At 68.7% G+C, this 22,396-nt stretch carries 18 protein-coding genes; 17 read left to right on the top strand and 1 reads right to left on the bottom strand.

Annotation, left to right across the window (positions count from 1 at the left end):
- Positions 1 to 87 precede the first annotated feature (87 nt).
- The 5 genes from AC07PZ_RS11710 to AC07PZ_RS11690 all read left to right on the top strand — a co-directional run bounded on the left by AC07PZ_RS11710 (position 88) and on the right by AC07PZ_RS11690 (position 5,481).
- Positions 88 to 1,425 carry a 3-hydroxyacyl-CoA dehydrogenase gene (locus tag AC07PZ_RS11710; RefSeq protein WP_495295259.1) on the top strand — a complete coding sequence of 446 codons (1,338 nt, stop codon included), beginning with the start codon at positions 88 to 90 and terminating at the stop codon, positions 1,423 to 1,425.
- Between the two features lie 69 nt (positions 1,426 to 1,494).
- On the top strand, positions 1,495 to 2,679 hold the full coding sequence (locus AC07PZ_RS11705) for an acetyl-CoA C-acyltransferase (RefSeq protein ID WP_495295258.1): 1,185 nt from the start codon (positions 1,495 to 1,497) through the stop codon (positions 2,677 to 2,679).
- A gap of 38 nt (positions 2,680 to 2,717) precedes the next feature.
- The gene (locus AC07PZ_RS11700; protein ID WP_495295257.1) at positions 2,718 to 3,653 is read left to right on the top strand and encodes an alpha/beta fold hydrolase; all 936 of its coding nucleotides are present in this window, start codon (positions 2,718 to 2,720) and stop codon (positions 3,651 to 3,653) included.
- Positions 3,654 to 3,782: 129 nt separating this feature from the next.
- Positions 3,783 to 4,673: an SDR family oxidoreductase gene (locus AC07PZ_RS11695; RefSeq protein ID WP_495295256.1), complete on the top strand. Its 891-nt coding sequence runs from the start codon at positions 3,783 to 3,785 to the stop codon at positions 4,671 to 4,673.
- Between the two features lie 16 nt (positions 4,674 to 4,689).
- Positions 4,690 to 5,481, top strand: a complete 792-nt coding sequence (locus AC07PZ_RS11690; protein ID WP_495295255.1) for an enoyl-CoA hydratase — start codon at positions 4,690 to 4,692, stop codon at positions 5,479 to 5,481.
- Between the two features lie 26 nt (positions 5,482 to 5,507).
- On the opposite strand, the gene AC07PZ_RS11685 is transcribed toward AC07PZ_RS11690, so the two are convergent.
- Positions 5,508 to 6,068 carry a TetR/AcrR family transcriptional regulator gene (locus tag AC07PZ_RS11685; RefSeq protein ID WP_495295254.1) on the bottom strand — a complete coding sequence of 187 codons (561 nt, stop codon included), beginning with the start codon at positions 6,066 to 6,068 and terminating at the stop codon, positions 5,508 to 5,510.
- 328 nt (positions 6,069 to 6,396) lie between these two features.
- On the opposite strand from AC07PZ_RS11685, the gene AC07PZ_RS11680 reads away from it, so the two are divergent.
- The 12 genes from AC07PZ_RS11680 to AC07PZ_RS11625 all read left to right on the top strand — a co-directional run bounded on the left by AC07PZ_RS11680 (position 6,397) and on the right by AC07PZ_RS11625 (position 22,395).
- Positions 6,397 to 7,638 carry an ABC transporter substrate-binding protein gene (locus tag AC07PZ_RS11680; RefSeq protein ID WP_495295253.1) on the top strand — a complete coding sequence of 414 codons (1,242 nt, stop codon included), beginning with the start codon at positions 6,397 to 6,399 and terminating at the stop codon, positions 7,636 to 7,638.
- Positions 7,639 to 7,669: 31 nt separating this feature from the next.
- Positions 7,670 to 8,257, top strand: coding sequence for an NADPH-dependent FMN reductase (locus AC07PZ_RS11675; protein WP_495295252.1), 588 nt, complete (start codon positions 7,670 to 7,672; stop codon positions 8,255 to 8,257).
- A gap of 45 nt (positions 8,258 to 8,302) precedes the next feature.
- Complete coding sequence (locus AC07PZ_RS11670) at positions 8,303 to 9,916, top strand: class I adenylate-forming enzyme family protein (protein WP_495295251.1); 1,614 nt, start codon at positions 8,303 to 8,305, stop codon at positions 9,914 to 9,916.
- 44 nt (positions 9,917 to 9,960) lie between these two features.
- Positions 9,961 to 11,373 (top strand): 4-hydroxyphenylacetate 3-hydroxylase N-terminal domain-containing protein, encoded by a 1,413-nt coding sequence (locus tag AC07PZ_RS11665; RefSeq protein WP_495295250.1) that lies wholly within the window; start codon positions 9,961 to 9,963, stop codon positions 11,371 to 11,373.
- Between the two features lie 19 nt (positions 11,374 to 11,392).
- A complete protein-coding gene (locus tag AC07PZ_RS11660) occupies positions 11,393 to 13,798 on the top strand; it encodes an acyl-CoA dehydrogenase family protein (protein WP_495295249.1) in 2,406 nt (801 codons plus the stop codon).
- A 112-nt stretch (positions 13,799 to 13,910) separates the two neighbouring features.
- Positions 13,911 to 15,146 (top strand): ABC transporter substrate-binding protein, encoded by a 1,236-nt coding sequence (locus AC07PZ_RS11655; protein WP_495295248.1) that lies wholly within the window; start codon positions 13,911 to 13,913, stop codon positions 15,144 to 15,146.
- 7 nt (positions 15,147 to 15,153) lie between these two features.
- Positions 15,154 to 16,032 (top strand): branched-chain amino acid ABC transporter permease, encoded by an 879-nt coding sequence (locus tag AC07PZ_RS11650; RefSeq protein ID WP_495295247.1) that lies wholly within the window; start codon positions 15,154 to 15,156, stop codon positions 16,030 to 16,032.
- Positions 16,029 to 17,873, top strand: coding sequence for a branched-chain amino acid ABC transporter ATP-binding protein/permease (locus tag AC07PZ_RS11645; protein WP_495295246.1), 1,845 nt, complete (start codon positions 16,029 to 16,031; stop codon positions 17,871 to 17,873). The genes AC07PZ_RS11650 and AC07PZ_RS11645 overlap by 4 nt, the downstream gene beginning before the upstream one ends.
- Entirely contained in the window at positions 17,866 to 18,612 is a 747-nt protein-coding gene (locus tag AC07PZ_RS11640) for an ABC transporter ATP-binding protein (RefSeq protein ID WP_495295245.1), read from the top strand. Before AC07PZ_RS11645 ends, AC07PZ_RS11640 begins: the two co-directional genes overlap by 8 nt.
- The gene (locus AC07PZ_RS11635) at positions 18,605 to 19,381 is read left to right on the top strand and encodes a crotonase/enoyl-CoA hydratase family protein (RefSeq protein WP_495295244.1); all 777 of its coding nucleotides are present in this window, start codon (positions 18,605 to 18,607) and stop codon (positions 19,379 to 19,381) included. The genes AC07PZ_RS11640 and AC07PZ_RS11635 overlap by 8 nt, the downstream gene beginning before the upstream one ends.
- A gap of 52 nt (positions 19,382 to 19,433) precedes the next feature.
- Entirely contained in the window at positions 19,434 to 21,575 is a 2,142-nt protein-coding gene (gene fadB / locus AC07PZ_RS11630) for a fatty acid oxidation complex subunit alpha FadB (protein WP_495295243.1), read from the top strand.
- Positions 21,568 to 22,395, top strand: coding sequence for an enoyl-CoA hydratase-related protein (locus tag AC07PZ_RS11625; protein ID WP_495295242.1), 828 nt, complete (start codon positions 21,568 to 21,570; stop codon positions 22,393 to 22,395). The genes fadB and AC07PZ_RS11625 overlap by 8 nt, the downstream gene beginning before the upstream one ends.
- Position 22,396: the final 1 nt, after the last annotated feature.

Raw genomic sequence — 22,396 nt, 5'->3', positions numbered from 1 at the left:
CGGCGGCGCGGCCTGCCGGGCGCGCGGCGCCGCCGCATGTCGCCTTCTCCTTGTCTTCTTTCCATTTCGACTCCGCACACCATGTCCATGAACGAATCCTCCAGCGAATCGCGTGCACTGCAATACCTGTCCCTGGCGCAGCATGCGGCGGCCCGTGTGCCAGGCATCGACACCTCGGCGCCGTTGCGCCGCATCGCCCGCGTCGGCGTCGTGGGCTCCGGGACGATGGGCGGCGGCATCGCGATGAACTTCGCCAACGCCGGCATCCCGACGGTCATCGTCGAGAACGATGCCCAGGCGCTGGAACGTGGCCTGGCGCGCATCCGTGCCAACTACGATGCGACCGCGGCCAAGGGGCGGCTCACCGCCGCGGAGGTCGAAGAGCGCATGGCTCGCCTCGAGGGTTCACTGGACTTCGCGGCGCTGGCCGGCTGCGATCTGGTGATCGAAGCCGTCTTCGAGAACCTGGACGTCAAGCGCGATGTCTGCGCAACGCTCGGACGGGTCTGCAAGCCGGGCGCGATCATCGCGTCGAACACCTCCACGCTGGACATCGATGTGCTCGCGCAAGCCAGCGGCCGGCCTGCCGACTTCCTGGGGCTGCACTTCTTCAGTCCCGCGCATGTGATGCGCCTGCTCGAGATCGTGCGCGGCGCGCAGACCGACCCGGACGTGCTGGCCACGGCCATGCAGCTCGCCCGGACCATCGGCAAGGTCGCCGTCGTGTCGGGCGTCTGCTACGGCTTCATCGGCAACCGGATGCTGGAGAGCTATCTGCGCGAGGCGGATTTCCTGCTCATGGAAGGCGCGACGCCGGCCCGGATCGACGGCGCCCTGGAGGCGATCGGCCTGGCCATGGGCCCCTGCCGGATGCTCGACATGGCCGGCACCGACGTGGCGGGGAAGATCGTTCTCGAGCGCGCCAAGGCCGGCAGCCTGCCCGACGACCCGGCCTACCGCGCGGTGGTCGTGCGCCTGCTCGACAGCGGGCGCCACGGCCAGAAGAGCGGCGCCGGCTATTACCGCTATGAAGGCCGCCGGGCGCTGCCCGACGACGCATTCACGGCGCTGTGCGCGGCCGTCGCGCACGACCACGGCATCGCCCGGCGCAGCGACATCACCGATGCCGAGATCGTCGAGCGCTGCCTGTATCCGCTGATCAGCGAAGGCGCGCGCATCGTCGAGGAAGGCATCGCCTACCGCGGCGGCGACGTCGACGTCGTCTGGACGCAGGGCTACGGCTTTCCGGTGGACCGGGGTGGCCCGATGTTCATGGCCGACGAGATCGGCCTGGGCACGATCGTGGCCGCGCTGAACCGCCATGCATCCGGGCGCGGCAACGCATTCGGCTACTGGAGCGTGTCGCCGCTGCTCGAACGACTTGCAGCGACGGGCGGGCGCCTGTCGCTCCAGGGCGCCCCCTGAACCACGGGCCGGCCGCCCCGTGCGATCGGCCCGCCCCCATCGATCCATCCGCAACCAAGGAACACCATCGTGAAAGAAGCCGTCATCGTCTCCACCGCGCGCACGCCCATCGGCCGCGCCTTCCGGGGCTCGCTCAACCACATCAAGTCGCCGACGCTCATGGGGCACGCGATCTCCCATGCCGTGGCCCGCGCGAAGGTCGATGGCGCCGAAGTCGACGACGTGGTCGTCGGCGCGGTGCTGACGGCGGGCACGGCCGGCATGAACATCGCCCGCCATGCGGCACTCGTCGGCGGCCTGCCGGCGAGCGTTGCGGCCCAGACCATCGAACGGCAATGCGCCTCGGGCCTGATGGCCATCGCCACGGCCGCCAAGCAGATCGTGGTGGACGACATGAAGATCGTCGTGGCCGGCGGCCAGGAAAACATCTCGGCCGTGCAGAACGTCTTCTACAAGCTGGCGACCGAGGCACAGGACCCGAACGCCATCGCGGCGGCACCGAACATCTACATGCCGATGCTGCAGACCGCGGAGTTCATCTCGCGCAAGTACGGCATTTCGCGCGAGGCGCAGGACCGCTATGCGTTGGCGTCGCAGCAGCGCACGGCGGCTGCGCAGGAAAGCGGAAAGCTCGACGCGGAGATCGTGCCGATCACGGCGCGGATGGCCGTCACCGACAAGGCGACCGGTGCGGTGTCGTACCGCGAGGTCGAGCTCGCCAGGGACGAAGGCAACCGCCCGCAGACCACCTACGAATCGCTGGCCCAGCTTCCGCCGGTGATCGAGGGCGGCGTCGTCACGGCAGGCAATGCGAGCCAGTTGTCGGACGGTGCGTCCGCCTGCGTCCTGATGGAGCGCAGCCTGGCGGAGAAGCGCGGTCTCGGCGTGCTGGGCATCTACCGTGGCATGGCCGTGGCCGGATGCGCGCCGGAAGAAATGGGGCTGGGTCCGATCTACGCCGTGCCGAAGCTGTTGAAGGCGCACGGCCTGAAGGTCTCGGACATCGGCCTGTGGGAACTGAACGAGGCCTTCGCCTGCCAGGCGCTGTATTGCCGCGACCAGCTCGGCATCGATCCGGCCTTGTTCAACGTGAACGGCGGCGGCATCTCGATCGGCCACCCGTATGGCATGACCGGCGCGCGATTGACCGGGCACGCACTGATCGAAGGCAAGCGCCGTGGCGCGCGCTACGTCGTCGTCACGATGTGCATCGGCGGCGGCATGGGGGCGGCAGGGCTGTTCGAAGTGGCCTGAGGCCGCGCATTTCTTTTCATACCAAGGAGACAACAACCATGAGATTCCCGACATACACGGCACGTGCCTTCGCGGCGCGCTCGGCGCAGGTCATGCTGCTGGTCCTGGTGGTCGTCGCGGCCGGGCTCTGGCCGAGCCCGGGCCGTGCGGCCGAGATGCGGCGCATCGCGGTGGCCGACGGCGTCGAGCTCGCCGTGAGGGTCGACGGCAACGGCCCGATCCCGGTCATCCTGCTGCATGGCTACAGCCTGTCGATGGACACCTGGGACAAGGTGATCCGCAAGTTCCCGTCGGACCGCTACACGACCTATGCCTACGACCTGCGCGGCTTCGGCGATTCGTCCAAGCCGGACAGCGGCTTCACCATGAACCAGCATGCGCAGGATCTCGCGGTGCTGATGGACAGGCTCAACCTGCCGAGTGCGGTGCTCATCGGGCATTCCCTGGGAGGCGCCATCGGCCAGGAGTTCGCGACCCTGTACCCGCAGCGGGTGCTCGCGCTGGTGACGTCGGACGCTTTCGCCCGGCAGTTGCCGTTGCCGGGTGCGAGCGACGCGATTCGTGCGCGCGCCGCGAGCTTCGGCACGGTGGAGCAGAACCGCGAGATCCTGAAGGGCGCCGTGCCGCGCTACTTCGATCCTCGCAACGCCAACCCCGTCGACGTCGAGCGCTTTCTGGCGGTCGCCCTGAAGTCGTCCACGCCGGCGCTGCGCGACCAGTTGATCGATGCCTACGCCGCACCGGCGCTGGACGCCGACAAGTACCGGAAGCTCCGCGTTCCCGTGCTGGCGATCTCGGGTGCCATGGACAACGTGGTCCCCGTGGCGCAGGCCATCGCCGTCAGCGATGCCGTGCCCGACGCCGAACTGGTGCTCGTGCCGCGCGCCGGCCATACGCCGATGTGGGAGCGTCCGGACGCCTGGGGGCAGGCCGTGCTCGAGTTCCTGGGCCGACGCGTCGGGTCGCGCTCCTGAGGCTGCAGGTTCGTCGCTTCCGACGATGGCGTCCGCGTGCGTGCGTGTCCATCATGAGTGGCTCGAATCGCCGATCGAGCCGCACGCACTGCGCGTGCCGTGGCATCACCACCTCACCTGGACTCCCTGATGAACCCCAGCGACCTGATGTACAAGCCCGGTCTCCTCGACGGAGAACGAATCCTCATCACCGGCGGTGGCACCGGGCTCGGCAAGGTGATGGCCGAGGCGTTCCTGATGCTCGGCGCGCAGGTCTATATCTGCGGGCGGCGCGGTGCGGTCGTCGAGGAGACGGCCGGCGCGCTCATGGCGCAGCACGGCGGCAAGGTCGTCGGCCTGGGCTGCGACATCCGCGAGCCCGAGCAGATCACGGCGATGCTCGACCGCATCTGGGCCGACGGCGGTGCGCTCACCGGGCTGGTGAACAACGCCGCCGGCAATTTCATCAGCCGCACCGAGGACATCTCGCCGCGCGGCTTCGACGCCGTCACCAACATCGTGCTGCGCGGCAGCTTCTGCGTGACGCTCGACTGCGGCAAGCGCTGGCTGGCCGAGCGGCGCAAGGCATCGGTCCTGAGCATCGTGACCACCTGGGTGTGGAACGGTTCGCCCTTCACGGTGCCGTCGGCCATGGCGAAGTCCGGCATCAACGCCATGACGCAGTCGCTGGCGGTGGAGTGGGGCGGCCGCGGCATCCGGTTCAACGCCATCGCGCCGGGCCTGTTCCCGACCGAGGGCATGAGTGCGCGCCTCAATCCGCAGGGCGGTGAGCACAAGCCGGAAGGCAACCCGATGGACCGCGCGGGCCGGATGCCGGAACTCGCCAATCTCGCGGTCTTCCTGATGAGCCGGCATGCGGAATACCTGACCGGCCAGACCATCGCGATCGACGGTGCGCAGTACCAGGCGACCGGCGGCAACTTCGCGTCGCTCGGTGCCTGGGACGACGCGCAATGGCAGGCCGCGCGCGACGCCATCGCCGACCGCAACCGTACCGACCGTGCCCAGCGCACCGTTTGACGAAGGAAGGTCGTCGATGGCCACGAACCCCGATGCGCTCCTGCTCGTCTCGCACCCCGAGCCCGGCCTGGCCGTGCTCACGCTCAACCGCCCGGATGCGCGCAACGCGCTGTCCATGTCGCTTCGCCGCGCCTTCGTCGTGGCGCTGCGCGAACTGTCCGGCGACGGACGGACGCGGGTCCTGATCCTCACCGGCCAGGGCTCGGCCTTCTGCGCGGGCCTGGACCTGGCGGAGCTGTCGGCGGGCCCGGCGCCTGGCGAGCCGTCGCCGCTCGATGCCGGCCCGGACCACGACGTCGTCGCTGCGCTGTCCGCGTTTCCGGGCGCGACCATCGGCGCGATCAATGGCGCGACGGCCACCGGCGGCCTCGAGCTGGCACTGGCATGCGACTTTCTGATGGCGTCCAGCGCGGCGCGCTTCGCGGACACCCATGGCCGTGTCGGCGTGATCCCCGGCTGGGGGCTGTCGCAGCGCCTGCCGCGCCGCATCGGCATCGCGCGTGCCAAGGAAATGTCGTTCACCGGCAATTACGTGGACGCCGAACTCGCGCTGGCCTGGGGCCTGGTCAATCGCGTCGTCGCGCCGGAAGAGCTGATGCCGCGCGCACTCCGGATGGCGGGCGACATGCTGGACGCCGTGCCCGGGTTCCTCGTGCGCTACAAGGCGCTGGTCGACGAAGGCATGTCGAAGCCATTGCCCGAAGCGCTGGCGATCGAGAAGGCGGCATCGGCCGAATGGCAGGCCACGTTCAGCGCCGACGCGCTGGCCGAACGCCGCGCCGCCATCCAGCGCAGGGGACGGGGCTGAGCGTTCGGCGTCCGGCCGCCGGCGCGTCAGCCTCCTGGGCGTGACACCAGTTGGAGCACCTTCTTCAGATAGTCCTCGTGCATCTTCGCATCGGACTCGCCGAGATTCACCACGTTGACGGACAGCAGGATGCGCGCCCGCAGCGCCGACGCGTCCTTGTCGAAGCCCATCTCCTCGAACGCCTGTTCAAGATAGGACAGGACGAGCGTTTCCGCGCGGCGCAGGGTCTTCTCCGCGCGCTCGTCCATCGTGGCCCAGACGCGCATCGCCCGGTCGAGATCGAAGGTGCCGAGCTGCGTGCTCACCGTGCGGAGGCGCTGGATGCGGTCGAGCGGACTGAGCGCCGCCGCGCCTGCGACGTCGAGCTCGTGGCGGACCCGCTCGACGCTGTAGTTGTCGGCCAGGTCGCCCAGATAGTGCTCGAAGCTCGAGAAGTGGTGATAGAAGCTGCCGATCGAAACCTTCAGGCGATCGGTCAGCGCGGCGAGCTTCACGCCGGTGATGCCCGACTGGCAGAGGATCACCTCGCCGGCATCGATCCAGTCCGCGCGGCTCAATCGATCCTTGCCGCCATTGCGCCCGGACACCGTCGTCTTCCTGGCTGCGCTCTCGGCAGTTTTCTTCGCAGGTTTCTTGGCGGTGCGCGCGGCGCCATCGGTGCTTGCGCCGGTGGTCTTGCGCGGGGAGGAAGAGACGGCAGCAGGAGTTTTTCGGGCGGTACCGCGCATACGGGAATGGCTTGACGAAGGGTTGTGTGACGTCCAAAGCATAACTCATCTTATGACGGCTTCGGACACCGCCCGGAGCCGCTTGCCAACGAGGGGAAACACCGATGTCGAGAGCCGTTCCGAACGATTGCAGCACAACATAACATAGCTTATCCTACCTACAAATCAACGACGAAAGGACGGAGACATGAGTTCGGTATCACCCTTCAGTTCCGCACCGAGCAGGCGGAAGATATTGCGCACGGCGGGATCGATCGCGGCGAGCACCATCGCCTCGTCCTTCCTGCCCGGATTGGCGTCGGCGCAGTCCGGCGAATTCCGCATCGGCTGGATACGGCCGACCACCGGCAAGCTCGCGAGTTCGTTCGCGCCCTTGTATGCCGGCGGCCTGATCGCCCTCGAAGAGATCAATTCGGCGGGCGGCATCCTGGGCCGCAAGCTGGTTCTCAACGAGGAGGACGACGAGGCCTCTCCGGCCAAGGAGCCGGCCGTCGTGCGCAAGCTCAAGTCGTCCGGCATCGACTACATCGTCGGGCCGACGGGCTCGCCGCAGACGCTGGCGGCACTGGCTTCGGCCACCCAGTCGAAGATGATCCAGACCGGCATCGCCAACGGCGAGGAGCTGGCCCATGCCGACAAGTACCCCTATCACTACATGTGCGTCTACACGACCACGCAGGAAGGGGAGGCCGCTGCGCAATACATGAGCGGCCAGCTGAAGCTGCGCAAGATCGGCATCCTGCACGAGGTCACGCCCTTCGGCGAAGCCGCCGCGGGCGCATCGCGCCGCAAGCTCAAGGAGCTGACCGGCCAGGACGCCGTGGCGGTCCAGACCTACTCCATGAACACGTCCGACCTGACGGTGCAGGTGCAGGCGCTCCAGAAGGCCGACTGCGACGGCGTGATCGTCTGGATGACGAGCAACGTGCACATCTCGATGGCCTTCACCGCGATGTCCAAGATGGGCTGGCTGCCGCCCATCATCGGCCACGTCAATCTGTTCAACGACGCGCTGTTCGATCTGGTCCCGGAGCAGACGCTGAAGAACGTCTTCGGCATCTACTACCGCAACTGGACCTACAGCGACAGCACGCCGGCCTCCGAACGCAACACCGCCCTCGCGAAGAAGCTGCAGGCCGCGCCCGGCGTCAAGGGCATCGAGGCCTACGTAGCCGGCACGCCGCAGTACGACTTCCTGCACCTGCTCAAGACCGTGATCGAGCAGGAGAAGAGCTTCGACGTCGAGGTCGTCCGCAAGGCGCTCAACGGAACCCGTGGCTACAAGGGCGCCATCGGAACGCTGAGCTTCTCCGAGACCAACCACGCCGGCGTGGCCCAGGAGGACATCACCGTGTCGAGCGTCGCCTCGAGCCGCGATCCACGTTCCAAGGCGCTCGGCGCACTGCGCCTGCGGGCACCCGGCGCCTGACGCAACGACCCACCACTCTGGAGAACCCGAGATGAAGAGCAAACCGTACATCGTCGGCATCGGCGGTACCGGTCGAGAGAACTCGTCGACCGAACGCGCGCTGCGCGCGAGCCTGGACCACGCGAAGCGCCTCGGCTGCCGCACGGCCCTGTTCGCCGCGGCGGACCTGGACTTGCCGATGTACGGCAGTGGACTCCTGACCGACAAGGCGCAACTGCTGGTCGAGGCGGTCCGTCAATGCGACGGGCTGCTGCTGGCCACGCCCGGCTATCACGGCTCCATCTCCGGCATGGTGAAGAACGCGCTCGACTACGTCGAGGAATTGCGCGCCGACGAGCGCCCCTATCTCGAAGGGCGTGCGGTCGGCAGCATCGTCTGCGCCTACGGGCCGCAGGCGATCGGCACGACCATCGTCGCGGTCCGTTCCATCGTCCATGCGCTGCGCGGCTGGCCGACGCCGGTCGCGGCGGGCATCAACTCGGCCGACCTCGGCTTCGATGCGGGCGGACGCTGCACGAACGCCGCGGTCCAGCAGCAGCTGGAACTGGTGGCACGCCAGGTCTGCGAGTTCGGTTCCATGTATTCGCAGATGGAGGCCTGTGCCGAGCTGACGACATAGCGCGCGATCACGCGCCGGTTGAATAAAAACAAAGGAGACAGATCCATGACCCTGATGGCGACGGACCCGCAGGTCCATCCATTGGCGAGCACCTTCAGCTTCACGCACTGCCTTCGCCGGGCCTGTGCAACGGTCGGCGAGAAGGTCGCCGTCGTCGATGAGACGCGAAGCCTGACCTGGAACGAACTGGGCGACCGCAGTCGACGGCTCGGCGCCGCGCTCAAGCAACTGGGAATGGCGCCCGGCGACAGAGTCGCGATGCTGGCGCACAACTCCCACCAGTATCTGGAGTACTACTACGGCGTGCCATGCGCCGGCGGCATCTTCGTGCCCCTGAACTTCCGGCTCTCGCCGCTGGAGTTGAGGGCCATCCTGGTCGACGCCGACGTGCGCATCCTGATCGTCGACGAGCACAACCTGGCGCTGTCGGCCGAAGCCGTCGAAGGCACGCCGGTCGAGCACGTCATCCACTTCGGCGACGCGCCGGCCCCCGGAGGCGTTCTCGACTACGAGGCCTTGCTGCGCGACGCCGACCCGATCGCGCCGGAAGACGATCATCCCGCGGCGGACGACGACGTGGTCTGCCTGTTCTACACGAGTGGCAGCACGGGCACGCCGAAGGGCGTCATGCACACGCACAAGAACCTCATGTCGAGTTCGCTCGTCTTCGCGGCGCAGATCGGGCTGAACGACGAGTCGATCGCGATGATCATCTCGCCGCTGTTCCACGTGGGCGCTGCCGGCCTCGCCATACCGGCGATGACGGCCCTGGGCACCGCCGTGCTGGTGTCGCGGTTCGAGGCGGCCAAGGCGCTGGCGACCATCGAGCGGCACGGCATCACGGTCATGACCTGCGTGCCGACCATGCTGCGGATGATGATCGACCACCCGGACGTCACCCGGCGCGACATCTCCAGCATGTCGGCGATCCTCTACGGCGCGTCGCCGATGCCCGAATCGCTGGCGCTGGAGGCGCGCGAGCACTTCCCGAAGGTGAAGCTCACGCCGTGCTACGGCATGACGGAGTCGACCGCCAGCGTGTCGTCGCTGCCGCCGTTCTATACCCGGCCGGAGAACTGGCGGCTCGGCAAGGCGAACTCCATCGGACGTCCGCTGATGGCCTGCGAACTCGCCATCGTCGACCCCGACGACCGGCCGCTGCCGTCGGGCTCGATCGGCGAGATCGTCGTGCGCGGACCGCTGGTGATGAAGGGCTACTGGAACAAGCCGGAGCTGACGGCGCAGACCCTGCGCAACGGCTGGCTGCACACCGGCGATCTCGGCTACATGGACGAGTCCGGCATCTTCCACGTCGTCGACCGGCTCAAGGACATGATCATCGCCGGCGGCGAGAACGTCTATTCGGCCGAGGTCGAGGCGGCGATCTATTCGTTTCCCGGCGTCGCGCAATGCGGCGTCATCGGCATACCGCATCCGAAGTGGGGCGAGTCCGTCCACGCCGTGGTGCGCGCCTCGCCGGGCATTGCGCTCGACGAGCAACAGTTGATCGCCCATTGCCGCAGCCGGATCGCCAGCTACAAGTGCCCTCGCTCGTTCGAGATCTGGACCGAGTCGCTGCCGCTTTCCGGTGCCGGAAAGATCAACAAGCCCGCCTTGCGGGCGCCGCATTGGGAAGGACGCGGCAGCCAGTTGGTCTGACCGTCCCCCGTTCAAGAACTCTTCAAACAACTCAGGAAACAGACATGCCTATCAAGACCCCCGAACAGTACGTGGAAAGCCTTCGCGACGGCCGAGTGACCTTCTGGGACGGCGAGCGCATCGACGACATCACGACCCATCCGAGATTCAGGATGCCGATCCAGTCGGTCATGGCCGACTACCGCTACGACGATCCGAAGCACGGCGAGCTTCGTCTCTATGAGACCGAGGAGGGCGGCGTCGCGCACCGGATCTTCCAGATCCCGCGCAACGAGAAGGACCTAGGGACGCGCGTGGAGATGATGAACCACACCTCCATCGGGACGCTCGTCACGGGCGTCTACATGGCGCTGATGAGCGTGAAGGATGCGGTCAGCAAGGTCAACCCGATGTACGGCGAGAACATCGAGCGCATGTACCGCTACTGCCGCGACAACGACCTGCGTGCCGCGGAGGTCATCACCGACCCCAAGGGCGACCGCAAGCGCAGCGCGGCGCAGCAGGACGACCCCGATCTCTACCTGCGCATCGTGGAGCGCCGCAAGGACGGCATCGTGGTGCGCGGCGCCAAGCTGCACATCACGGCGGCATCGCTGGTCCATGAACTGGTGGTGATGCCCACCAAGGGCATGAAGGCCGAGGAGGCGGACTACGCGGTGTCGTTCTCGATCCCGGTCAATGCGCCGGGCGTGAAGATCATCAACCGCAGCGTCGCCGCCGCCGAACTCAATCCCTTCGACTTCCCGGCCAGCTCGCACCACGGCATGCCCGAAGGCTTCGTGATCTTCGACGACGTCTTCGTGCCGTGGGACCGCGTGTTCCTGGCGGGCGAGGTCGAGCTTGCCGGCAAGCTGGCGCAATCGCTCGGGCTCTGGGAGCGCACCGGCGGCATGGTCGAGGCGGTCCGCCTGTCGGAGCTGTTCGTCGGGCTGGCGCAGCTCGTCAACGAGATGCAGGGCAAGGACAGCGACCCGGTGACGCAGAACTCCGTGGCCGAGCTGATCGCCTATGCCGAGATGCTGCGCATGTCGCTCGACTTCGCCTGCCGCCATTTCGAGACGACGCCGTCCGGCATGGTGTTCCCCAACACGCTGGCCATCAACGCGGCCAAGTACTACTACGCGGCCAACTACCACCAGACCGTGCGGTACCTGCACGACCTCGGCGGCGGACTCGTCCTCACGCTGCCGCTGGAGTCCGACCTGCGCAACGAGGAGTCCGGCAAGTACATCCGCAAGTACCTGCACACCAAGCCGGAAGTCAACGTCGAGACCCGCATGCGTGTCTACAACATGATCCGCGACCTGACCGCCGATGCCTACGGCGGCTGGCAGTTCGTGGTGGCGCTCCAGGCGGGCGGCGGCCTGCCGGCCCAGCGCGTCATGATGCGGCGCTCCTACAACATGGAGCAGGCCAAGCGCCGTGCGCTGATCGCGTCCGGCGTCCAGGTCGATTGAGGCGGGCCGGGGTCTGTCCGTGAGTATCGACACAGCCGAAGGCGACGCCCGCTTCGTCGCCGATGTACGTGAGTTCCTGAGCCGGAACCTGCCTGCGGACATGGCCGCGCGCGGACGCACGGACGTGCATCCGTCGCGCGAAGACATGCTCGGCATCATGGCGCTGCTGGCGCGGGCCGGATGGTCGGTGCCGAACTGGCCCGAGGCCCACGGCGGCCCGGGCTGGTCCGCATGGCGCCGCTATCTCTTCGAGGAAGAGCTGATGCGCGCGGGTGCGCCTGCGAACAACATCCAGGGCGTCTCGCTGGTGGGGCCGGTGATCTACAGCTTCGGCACGCAGGCGCAGAAAGACCGCTACCTGGCGCCGATCCGCGAAGGCCGGGAGTTCTGGGCGCAGGGCTTCTCGGAGCCGGGCTCCGGCTCGGACCTCGCGTCGCTCCGGACCCTGGCCGTGCGCGAAGGCGATGGCGCGGACGCGGTCTACGTCGTGAACGGCCAGAAGATCTGGACCTCGCAGGCCTTCATGGCCGACATGCTGTTCTGCCTGGTGCGCACCGACACCCAGGCCAAGGCGCAGCGCGGCATCTCCTTTCTGCTGATCCCGATGCGCTCGCCCGGCATCCAGGTGCGCCCGATCCAGTCGATCGACGAAGGCGAAAGCCTCTGCGAGGTCTTTCTCGATGACGTCAGGGTGCCGGTCGGGAACCTGGTCGGCGAGGAAGGAAAGGGCTGGGACTACGCCAAGTTCCTGCTCGGCCACGAGCGGGTGACCACGGCCGACGTGCCGCGCAACAAGCGCTATCTGTCGACGCTGCTGGAGATGGCGCGCCACGCGCCGTCGCCGTATCGTGACGGCGCCTGCCTGCTGGACGACCCCGTGTTCCGCAGCCGGGTCGCGAAGCTGGAGATCGACCTGATCGCGCTCGAGGCCGCGGCGATCGGCACCATCGAGTTCGACGACACCAGCCCGTTGACGCCTTCGGCGCTGAAGATCCACGGGACCGAGCTGATGCAGTCCCTGCTGGGCATGCAGGTCGAGTCGCTGGGCCTGCATGCGGCGGCTTTCGTGCCACACGATGCGCCCGCGGGTTCCGACGCGGCGCTGCAGGTCCAGCCGGCCCACGCATCGAGCGCGACCGCGGAGTACCTCTTTCGCCGCGCGGCCACCATCTATGGCGGTTCGACGGAGATCCAGAAGAACATCATCGCCAAGCTGCTGTTGAACGGCCAGCAGCCCGCGCCGGTGCCGCTGACCGAAGACCAGACGCTGCTGCAGCAGAGCGCCGAGCGCTTCGCCGCGTCGTGCGGTGAAGAAGGCTGGAGCGCCTTTGCCGCAGGCGACGCTGGCCTGGCGCGCACGCGCTGGCAGCGGCTGGCCGACACCGGCTTCCTCGGGCTGGGCACGTCGGAGAGTGCCGGCGGCCTGGGCGGGTCGAGCGCCGACGTCGCCGTCGTGTGCGAGGCGCTCGGCCGCGGCGGCGTGGCGCAGCCGCTCGGCGCCTGCTGGCTGGCGCCGTCGTACCTGCTGGCGCATGCCGACTGGCCTGCCGCGCGCCGCCGCGACGCGGTCGAGCGTCTGGGCGCAGGGCAATGGGTCGTGGCGCTCGCGCACGACGAGGGCGCAGGCATCGCGCGAACGGCGGGTGCATCGGCCGCGGTGCTGGCGCGGACGCAGGGCGACGCCATCGTGCTGCGTGGCCGGCAGCGTGCGGTCATGGGCGGCGCGATGGCCGACGCGTTCATCGTGTCCGCGCACTGGACGGCGGCGGATGGCGGGCCCGGCTCGCCGGCACTGTTCCTGGTGCCGAGCGAGGCCAGCGGACTCGCCTGCCGGCGCTACCGCGCACTGGACGGCCAGGTCATGGCGGACATCGAACTGGCCGACGTCGAACTCGATGCCGGCGCACTGATCGATGCGGGTGCGGCTGCGGCAGACCACCTGGAAGCGGCCACCGCGCTGGCGATCGCGATGGCCTGCGCCGACGCCGTCGGCACGATGGACACGCTGTTCACGACCACGCTCGACTACCTGCAGACCCGCAAGCAGTTCGGCAGCACGCTGTCGACCTTCCAGGCGCTGCAGCATCGGCTGGCGGAGATGTACGGCGAGCTTGCGATCTCCCGCGCGATGCTGCGGCGCGCCGTGGCGGCGCTCGACGAGGGCGGCCACGAACGGCGGCGCCTGGTCGCCGCGGCCAAGTCCCGCATCGGCCGGGCCGCCTTCTTCGTCGGCAGCCAGGCCGTGCAGCTGCATGGCGGCATCGGGATGACGCAGGAATGCGCCGTGGGGCGGCACTTCAAGCATCTGCACGTCTTCGAAGCGGTGTGGGGCAACGGCCCGTACCACGCGCACATGTTCGTCCGCCATGCCGAGAAGATGGACGAGAAGACAGGCTCGAACGACAAGGAGGTGCCCACACGCTGAGCGCGCAACCGGACCGAAGGCGGCGCAGCCATGCGCCATCGACCTGGCAACCCACCTGTCGCGCGCCGCCTCGAGCACGCGAAGGCCACACACAAGAAGACTGGAGACAAACATGAGTTCAACGTTGAGCCTCGAGAACCAGGACGGCACCCTCAGCCGCCGTGCACTGCTGGCGACCGCCGCGCAGCTCGCGGTGGCGACGGCCGCGGCCGCGCCGCTGTCGCTGCTGGCCGCCACGTCATCCACGGATCCCTTCCGGGTCGGCTGGGTGCGGCCGACCACCGGACGTTTCGCGTCCAGCTTCGCCTCGCTGTACGTCACCGGGCTGATGGCGCTGGACGAGATCAATGCCGCGGGCGGCATCCTCGGCCGGCCGGTGGAACGCGTCGAGCTCGACGACGAAGGCTCGCCGACCAAGCAGCCCGGCGTCATCAAGCGGCTGAAGTCGGACAACATCGACTACGTGCTCGGACCGACGGGCGACGCGCAATGCCTGGCATCGCTGCCCACGGCCACGCAGTCCCAGATCGTGCAGGCCTGCTTCACCCACGGCACCAAGCCGATGGACGGCAATGCGTACCCCTACAGCTTCGTGCTGTTCCATTCGGTGCAGATGATCTGCGACCTCTGCGTCGACCACTTCCACACCAAGGGCGTGAAGCGCTTCGGCCTGCTGGTCGAGAACACGTCGACCGGTGAGGCCGCGACCATCGCGTTCAAGGCGACGCTCGACCGCCTGGGCCTGACGGCGACCACCGTCCAGACCCTGCCGCTGGCCGGCGCCACCGCCACGCCCTACATCACGAACCTGCGCAAGGCCGGCACGGAGGTCATCATCAACTTCCTGGGCAGCGCGCCACCGGCCGCCCAGGTGCTCAACGCGATGTCGGAGCAGCAGTGGTTTCCGCCGATCACCGGCCACGCCGGGCTGCTCTACGAGTCGCTCTTCGATCTCGTGCCCGCGGAGGCGCTGAAGAACGCCAGCGGCGTGTGCTTCAAGGGGCTGACCTGGTCGGACGCCGAGGCGCCCGGGCCGAAGCAGATCGCCTTCGCGAAGAAGATGCTGACCTACCCCGACGTCACGTCGCCGTACAACGTCGCGTCGAGCCCTTTCTACGACTTCCTCTATCTGCTCAAGCAGGTGATCGAGCAGGAGAAGACCTTCGACAGCAAGCGCATCAAGACCGCGCTGGACAACGTCAAGGGCTTCCAGGGCATCCGCTGCAAGATCAGCTTCACGCCGGAGAACCACTGCGGCGTGTCGATGGCCGAGCTGGCGATCGCGAGCGCCACGTCCTCGAAGGACCCGCGCTCGCAAGGCAGCGTGTTCCGCCAGCGGCTGGCCTGAGGTGCCCATGGACTTCACCATCCTCATCCAGGGCATCACGATCGGCAGCATCTATGCGCTGGCCGGCGTGAGCATCAACATCATCTACCGGCCGACCAACGTCTTCAACATCGCGCAGGGCAACCTGGTGATGCTGGGCGCCATCGTGTGCTCCTCGCTGCTCGCGAAGTTCGGCCTGCCCTGGTACCTCGCGGCACTGGCGTCGCTGGTGCTCGGTGCCGCGCTGTCCTTCCTGACCGACGTGCTGGCCGTCGCACCGCTGATGGGCCGACGCGGCGGCGCGGGGCACGGCTGGGTGGTCAGCACGCTGGCCGTCTCGATGGTCATCGAGGACCTCGTCGGCAAGCTGGTCGGTCCGGACCCGAAGCCGCTGCCGCCACCGCCGCCGTTCTCGACGCACGCGCTGGTCGCGGGCCAGCACGTGAGCAGCTACCAGATCTTCCTGGTGGTGCTGGTGCTGGTCCTGGTGCTGATGGCCGAGCGCTTCTATCGCACGCGCGCCGGCAAGGCGATGCTGGCGATCTCGGAGGACCGCGAGGCATCGCTGCTGCGCGGCATCGATCCGCGCCGGCTCGCGGCGCTGTCCTTCGCCATCGGCGGCGGCGTCGCGGCGGTGGCGGGCGTGCTGGCCGGGCCGATCCTCTTCGCGTCGATCTCGATGGGCGCCATGATGCTCATCAAGGGCTTCGAGGCCGCCGCGCTGGGCGGCATCGGCTACAACCGCGGCGCCATCGTCGGCGGCTATCTGCTCGGTCTCGTGGAAGTGGTCGCGTCCACCTTCCTGTCGCCCGGCTACCAGGACGCGGCGTCCTTCGTGACGATGCTCCTGGTCCTGCTGGTGCGCCCGCAGGGCGTGTTCGGCCGCGCAACGCTGAGGGCCGTATGACCAACTCCATCTCGCAACAACCGGTCAAGCCGGCGCGGCTGCACTTCGCCGGCCTGGGTTCGTCGGGCACGGCCATCACCGTGTTCGCGGTCCTGGGCGCCATTCCGCTGTTCACGTCCAGCTCGTACGTGCTCTTCGTGGCCACGCAGGTCTGGGTCTACTTCGCCGTCGCGCTGGGGCTCAATTTCCTGAGCGGCTACGGCGGCCAGACCTCCATCGGCCACGGTGCGCTGATGGCCGTGGGCGCCTACGTCGCGGCGATCGGCATGGCCGACTACCACCAGTCGTTCTGGCTGATGCTGCCCGTCGCGCTGGTCTGCACCGCGGCGGTCGGCGCGGTGATGGCGATACCGGCGTTCCGGGTGTCCGCCTGGTACTTCGCGCTCATCACGCTCGCCTTCACCCAGGTGGTGCAGAGCCTGCTGGTCGAATGGCAGCCGTTCACGCACGGCTTCGCGGGCGTGATCGGCATCGCGATGCCGTCCATCGGCAGCTACGTCTTCACGGAACGCGATCTCTACTGGACGGTGTTTGCGTTCTGCATGCTGGCGTTCTACTGCAGCCGCAACCTGATCGACTCGCGCTACGGCCGGGCGCTGCTGGCCATGCGCGACAACCCGCTGGCGGCCATGGGCAGCGGCGTGTCGCTGGTGCGCCTGAAGCTGTTCGCCTTCGCCTACAGCGCGGTGCTCACGGGCGGCGCGGGCGCGTTCTTCGCGGTGCAGAAGACGGTGATCACGCCCGACGACTTCTCGGGCGAGCTGTCGATCTTCTTCCTGCTGGTGGTGGTGCTCGGCGGCATGGGTCGGCTGTATGGCCCGTTGTATGGAACGCTGGCCTTCTTCCTGCTGCCCGAGCTGCTGAGCGACCTGAAGACCTGGCGGCTGCTGATCTACGGCATCGGCCTGCTGCTGCTGGTCCGGTTCGCGCCCGACGGCATCGCCGGGGCGCTGACCTCGCTGCGCGAGCGCTACGGCTTCGGCAGGCCACAGGCGGCGCCGGTGGTGGCCGCGGACGTGAAGATCCCTCGCGTGCGCGGCGCCCGGCTCCAGGTCGATGCGGTGGGCAAGCGCTTCGGCGGTGTCGCTGCGCTGCAAGGCGTGTCGCTCGATGTCGAGGCCGGCAGCGTGCACGCACTGGTCGGCCCGAACGGGTCCGGCAAGACGACGCTGCTGAACCTGATCACCGGCTTCTACCCCTTCGACGACGGACGGATCGAGGTCGACGGCGTCGCCGTGCGCGACCGCAGCACCGATGCGCTGGCACGCGACGGCATCCGCCGTTCCTTCCAGACGCCGAAGCTGGTGCCCGAGCTGTCCGTGCTCGAGAACGTGATGCTCGGCACCTTCGCCAGCGAGAAGGCGGGGCTGGCCGCCGTCATGCTGAACCTCCCCAGCGCGCAACGCGAGCGCGCCGAACGCGAGGCGGAAGCGATGAACTACCTGCGCTTCGTCGGGCTCGACCCGCATGCCGGGCAACTCGCCGGCAAGGTGCCTCATGGGCAGCAGCGCCTGGTCGAGATCGCGCGTGCACTGGTCGCGCGGCCGCGGTTGCTGCTGCTGGACGAGCCCGCAGCCGGGCTGTCGATGAGCGAACTCGACGGGCTGGTCCAGCTGATCCGCGCCATCTCGGACATCGGCACGACCATCGTCATCGTCGAACACCATCTCGACATGGTCGCCAGCCTGGCGCAGCACGTCACGGTGCTGGAGCAGGGCAAGGTGCTGGCGACGGGCAAGCCCGCCAGCGTCTTCACCGATGAGCGGGTCATCGCCGCGTACATGGGTGCGCGTGCGCTGCGCAAGGACGACGAAGTCAAGGCGGAGGTCGCCCATGCGTGACGCGCACATCGCAGCGGCGCAGCCCCTGCTGGCCATCGAAGGGCTGAGTGCCGGTTACGGTTCCGTGGCCGTGCTGGAGAAGGTGAGCCTGACGGTGATGCCGGGCCAGATCTGCGCGCTGGTCGGCAGCAACGGCGCGGGCAAGAGCACGCTGCTGAAAACGGTGTCGGGCCTGTTGCCGCCGACGGCCGGACGCATCGTCTACGGCGGCAAGGACATCGGCGGCGAGCCGCCGCAGCGGATCGTCCAGCGCGGCCTGCTGCACGTGGCAGAGAACCGGCGCCTGTTCCGCCAGCAGAGCGTGCAGGACAACCTCGAGCTGGGTCTCTATGGCGCCGGCCTGAGCCGCGCCGAGGAGGCGCGGCGCTACGAGCACGTGTGGGCGCTGTTCCCCGCGCTGGCCGAACGGCCGCAGGTGATGGCCGGCGCGATGTCGGGCGGGCAGCAGCAGATGCTCGCCATCGCGCAGGCGCTGATGCGGTCGCCGCAACTGCTGATGCTGGACGAACCCTCGCTCGGCCTCGCGCCGGTGATCGTCGACCAGGTGCTGGAGATCCTCGTGCGGCTGCGCAGCGAAGGCTGCGCGCTGCTGCTGGTCGAGCAACTGGTCGAGCGGGCGCTGGAGATCGCCGACACCTGCTTCGTGATGCAGTCCGGCCGCGTCGTCGGCAGCGGCCCTGCGGCGGAGATGGCCAACAACCCGTTGCTGGAACAAGCCTATGGAGCCGCGCATGCCTGAGTCCGATGCCGTCCTGCTGGAGCGCCGGCCGGATCACGTCGCCATCGTGACGTTGAACCGTCCGGCGGCGCGCAACGCCGTCAATGGCGCATTGCGCGACGGGCTGAGCGCGGTGGTGGATGCGCTGGAGTCGGACGACGACGTCCGCGTCGTCGTGCTCACGGGCGCCGGCAGCGCGTTCTGTGCGGGCGCCGACCTGAAGGAGGTGGCGGCCGGCCGGTCTTCGGCGCTGCGCAATCAGCACGGCTTTGCCGGCTTCGTCAACGCACAGCGCGCCAAGCCCTGGGTCGCCGCCATCAACGGGCCGGCGCTCGCCGGCGGCTGCGAGATCGCGCTGGCGTGCGACCTCGTGGTGGCGGACGCGAACGCGGTGTTCGGTCTGCCCGAAGTCACCCGCGGGCTGGCGGCTGCGGCGGGCGGCCTCTACCGCCTGGTCAGGGCCTTGCCGCCGCATGTCGCGACCGAGCTCATCCTGACCGGTGACCCGATGACGGCACAACGCGCGCAGGCGTTCGGCTTGGCGAACCGCCTGGCGCCGCCAGGCCAGGCCGTCGCCGAAGCGCTTGAACTGGCGCGCCGCATCGCGGCCAACGGGCCGCTGGCCGTGCGCGAGAGCCTGCGCATCGCGCGTCGCGCCAAGGAAATCGACGAGGCCGCGCTGCGCGAGCTGTCCGACGAGGTCTGGACGCGCATCGGCCTGAGCCAGGACGCCATCGAAGGGTCGCTCGCCTTCGTCGAGAAGCGTCCGCCGCGCTGGACCGGACGTTGAGCCGCGCCCGCGGCCCCGCAATTCCCATGGAATCGACACTGGAAGGAACGATATGTACGAAGGAAAAAGCCTGAGCGTGCGCTGGCTGGAGGAGGGCATTGCACAGCTCTGCTTCGACCGGCAGGGCGAGGCCATCAACAAGCTGGACGCGCGCACGCTGCGGGAGCTGGGCGAGGCGGTTGCCGCGCTGGCGGCCGAGCCGCGCGTGCGGGGCGTGCTGGTCACCAGCGCGAAGGAAGTCTTCATCGTGGGCGCCGACATCACGGAATTCACCGCGACCTTCGGCATGGAGAAGCAGGCGCTCGCCGAACACACGATTCGGTCCAACGCGGTGTTCGTCGCACTGGAAGACTTGCCGGTGCCGACGCTGTCCGTCATCAACGGCTTCGCGCTGGGTGGCGGGCTGGAGCTTGCACTGGCGACCCAGTTGCGCGTGATGTCGACGACCGCGCAGGTCGGCCTGCCGGAAGTCACGCTGGGCCTGTTCCCCGGCCTGGGCGGCACGGTGCGGCTGCCGCGCGTCGCCGGCATCGCCACGGCGGCGGAGTGGATCAGCAGCGGCAAGCCGCAAGGCGCCGACGAGGCACTGCGCGCCGGCGTCGTCGATGCGGCCAGCCCGCCCGATGCCTTGCAGGGCGTGGCGCTCGGCATGCTCAAGCGCGCCATCTCCGGCGAGCTCGACTGGCGCCCGCGGCGGGCGCGCAAGCTGGTGGCGGTGGCCGCGGCGGGCGAGTCCGCCGCGCTGATCGCCGATGCCAGCGCGCGTGCCAACGCGGCTTCGGGCAAGCATCAGCCGGCGCGGCTGGCGGCGGTCGAACTCATCGGCCGCTCGTCGGCATTAGACCGCGCGGCGGCACTGGCCGCCGAGGCCCACGCGTTCGCGGAGATCGCCAAGACCCAGGCCGCCGGCTCGCTGGTGCAGACCTTTCTCAACGACCAGAAGCTCAAGAAGAAATTCAGGGCGCATGCGGCGCAGGGGCAGCCGGTGCGGCAGCTGGCGGTGGTGGGCGCCGGCATCATGGGTGGCGGCATCGCCTATGCGAGCGCGCTCGCAGGCGTGGCCGTGCGGATGAAGGACGTGTCGGCGACACAGCTCGACATCGGCATCGGCGAGGCCCGCAAGCAGTTGACGAGGCTGGTGCAGCGTGGCCGGTCGCAGGCCGACGCCGACCAGGTGCTGTCGCGCATCACGCCCCAGCTGGACACGGCGGGCTTCGAGCACCTGGACATGGTCATCGAAGCCGTGCCGGAACAACTGGCGCTCAAGCACGCGGTGCTGTCGGCGCTGGAGCAGGCCGTCTCGCCGGAGACGGTCATCGCGTCCAACACCTCCAGCCTGCGCATCGACCACATCGGCGAGGCGCTCGCGCGGCCGCAGAACTTCGTCGGGATGCACTTCTTCAACCCGGTGCCGGTCATGCGGCTGGTCGAAGTCATCCAGGGAACGCGCACATCGGACGCCGCGGTGTCGACCGCCGTGCGGCACGCCCTCGCGATGGGCAAGGTGCCGGTGGTGGTGAAGGACTGCCCCGGCTTCCTGGTCAACCGCATCCTCACGCACTACACGCGCGCCTTCCTGCAACTGGTGGCCGACGGCGCGGACTTCGTGCAGGTCGACCGTGCGCTCGAGGCCTTCGGCTGGCCGATGGGGCCGGCCTATCTGCAGGACGTGGTCGGCATGGACACCGGCGCCCATGTGCTGGGCGTGATCTCCGAAGGCTATCCGGACCGCATGCCGCCACTGCCGCACAACGCGCTGCAACTGATGGTGGCGAACCAGCGCTTCGGCCAGAAGAACGGACTGGGCTTCTACCGCTACGAGGTCGACCCGAAGGGCAAGCCGCGCAAGTGCCTGGCGGAAGACAGCCATGCGCTGCTGCGCGCCGTGCAGCCGGGCGGCCCCAAGGCTTTCAGCGACCGCGAGATGGTCGACCGCCTGATGCTGCCGCTGATCCTCGAAGCCGGCCGCGCGCTCGAAGACGGCGTCGTCGCGAGCGCGGCCGAGATCGACATGGCGCTGCTGCTCGGCGTCGGCTTTCCCGCGTACCTCGGCGGACCGCTGCGCTACGCCGACTGGCTGGGCCTGGACACAGTGGTGGCGCTGAGCGACAGGTACGCCGCACTCGGCACCGCATATCACGCCACGGCGCAGATGCGCCGCATGGCCACGGAAGGACGCAAATACCATGACTGAACCCGCACAACCGGCCGGCGCGGCGCCTGCGCGCCTGCGCTATGGCGTCGAGGACGGCATTGCGCGGATCGTGATCGACGACGCGGCACGCATGAACCCGCTGAGCATCGCGCTGCAGCACGAAATGCTCGCCGCGCTGGCGCGCATCCGCGCCGACACGTCGGTGCGCGCGCTGCTCATCACCGCCAACGGCAAGGCCTTCAGCGTGGGCGCCGATCTCTCGTCGCTCGGCCAGGTGGAAGCCGGCGACACCGTGGGCACGCAGACCGAGCGGCTGATGCGCGAGCTGACCAACCCGATGATCGAACAACTGCGCAGCCTGCCCGTTCCGGTAGTGTGTGCGGTGCAGGGCGCGGCGGCCGGTGCCGGCGTCGGGCTGGCGCTGGCGGGCGACATCGTGCTGGCGGGCCGCTCGGCGTACTTCTATCTGCCCTTCGTCCCGAAGCTCGGGCTGCTGCCCGACGCCGGCATCACCTGGTTCCTGATGCAGCTGGTCGGGCGTGCGCGCGCGACGGCGCTGAGTCTGCTCGGCGACAGGCTGAGCGCGCAACGTGCGGAGCAATGGGGTCTGATTGCGGAATGCACCGAGGATGCCGATCTCGCCGAACGGGCGCTGCAGATCGCGAAGCGCCTCGCCGCGCTGCCGGCACACGGCATCGTCGAGACGCGTGCGGCCTTCGACGCGGCCGGCCGCAACGACCTGGCCGCACAGCTCGCCCACGAAGCCACGCGCCAGCGCGAACTGCTCGACCGGCCCACCTTCCAGGAAGGCGTGCGCGCCTTCTTCGAGAAGCGACCGCCCGAGTTCGGCGGGCGCTGAA

It is taken from the genome of Variovorax sp. GW821-FHT10B04 (assembly GCF_059415645.1).
The sequence above is the reverse complement of the archived record's forward strand: the minus strand, read 5'-3'. Positions and strand labels throughout refer to the sequence as shown.

Coding starts and splice junctions, on each gene's coding strand:
- AC07PZ_RS11675 (WP_495295252.1), top strand. CDS start 7,670: ATGAAGAGCAAACCGTACATCGTCGGCATCGGCGGTACCGGTCGAGAG.
- fadB (WP_495295243.1), top strand. CDS start 19,434: ATGTACGAAGGAAAAAGCCTGAGCGTGCGCTGGCTGGAGGAGGGCATT.
- AC07PZ_RS11690 (WP_495295255.1), top strand. CDS start 4,690: ATGGCCACGAACCCCGATGCGCTCCTGCTCGTCTCGCACCCCGAGCCC.
- AC07PZ_RS11655 (WP_495295248.1), top strand. CDS start 13,911: ATGAGTTCAACGTTGAGCCTCGAGAACCAGGACGGCACCCTCAGCCGC.
- AC07PZ_RS11640 (WP_495295245.1), top strand. CDS start 17,866: ATGCGTGACGCGCACATCGCAGCGGCGCAGCCCCTGCTGGCCATCGAA.
- AC07PZ_RS11710 (WP_495295259.1), top strand. CDS start 88: ATGAACGAATCCTCCAGCGAATCGCGTGCACTGCAATACCTGTCCCTG.
- AC07PZ_RS11625 (WP_495295242.1), top strand. CDS start 21,568: ATGACTGAACCCGCACAACCGGCCGGCGCGGCGCCTGCGCGCCTGCGC.
- AC07PZ_RS11695 (WP_495295256.1), top strand. CDS start 3,783: ATGAACCCCAGCGACCTGATGTACAAGCCCGGTCTCCTCGACGGAGAA.
- AC07PZ_RS11680 (WP_495295253.1), top strand. CDS start 6,397: ATGAGTTCGGTATCACCCTTCAGTTCCGCACCGAGCAGGCGGAAGATA.
- AC07PZ_RS11670 (WP_495295251.1), top strand. CDS start 8,303: ATGACCCTGATGGCGACGGACCCGCAGGTCCATCCATTGGCGAGCACC.
- AC07PZ_RS11650 (WP_495295247.1), top strand. CDS start 15,154: ATGGACTTCACCATCCTCATCCAGGGCATCACGATCGGCAGCATCTAT.
- AC07PZ_RS11645 (WP_495295246.1), top strand. CDS start 16,029: ATGACCAACTCCATCTCGCAACAACCGGTCAAGCCGGCGCGGCTGCAC.
- AC07PZ_RS11700 (WP_495295257.1), top strand. CDS start 2,718: ATGAGATTCCCGACATACACGGCACGTGCCTTCGCGGCGCGCTCGGCG.
- AC07PZ_RS11635 (WP_495295244.1), top strand. CDS start 18,605: ATGCCTGAGTCCGATGCCGTCCTGCTGGAGCGCCGGCCGGATCACGTC.
- AC07PZ_RS11665 (WP_495295250.1), top strand. CDS start 9,961: ATGCCTATCAAGACCCCCGAACAGTACGTGGAAAGCCTTCGCGACGGC.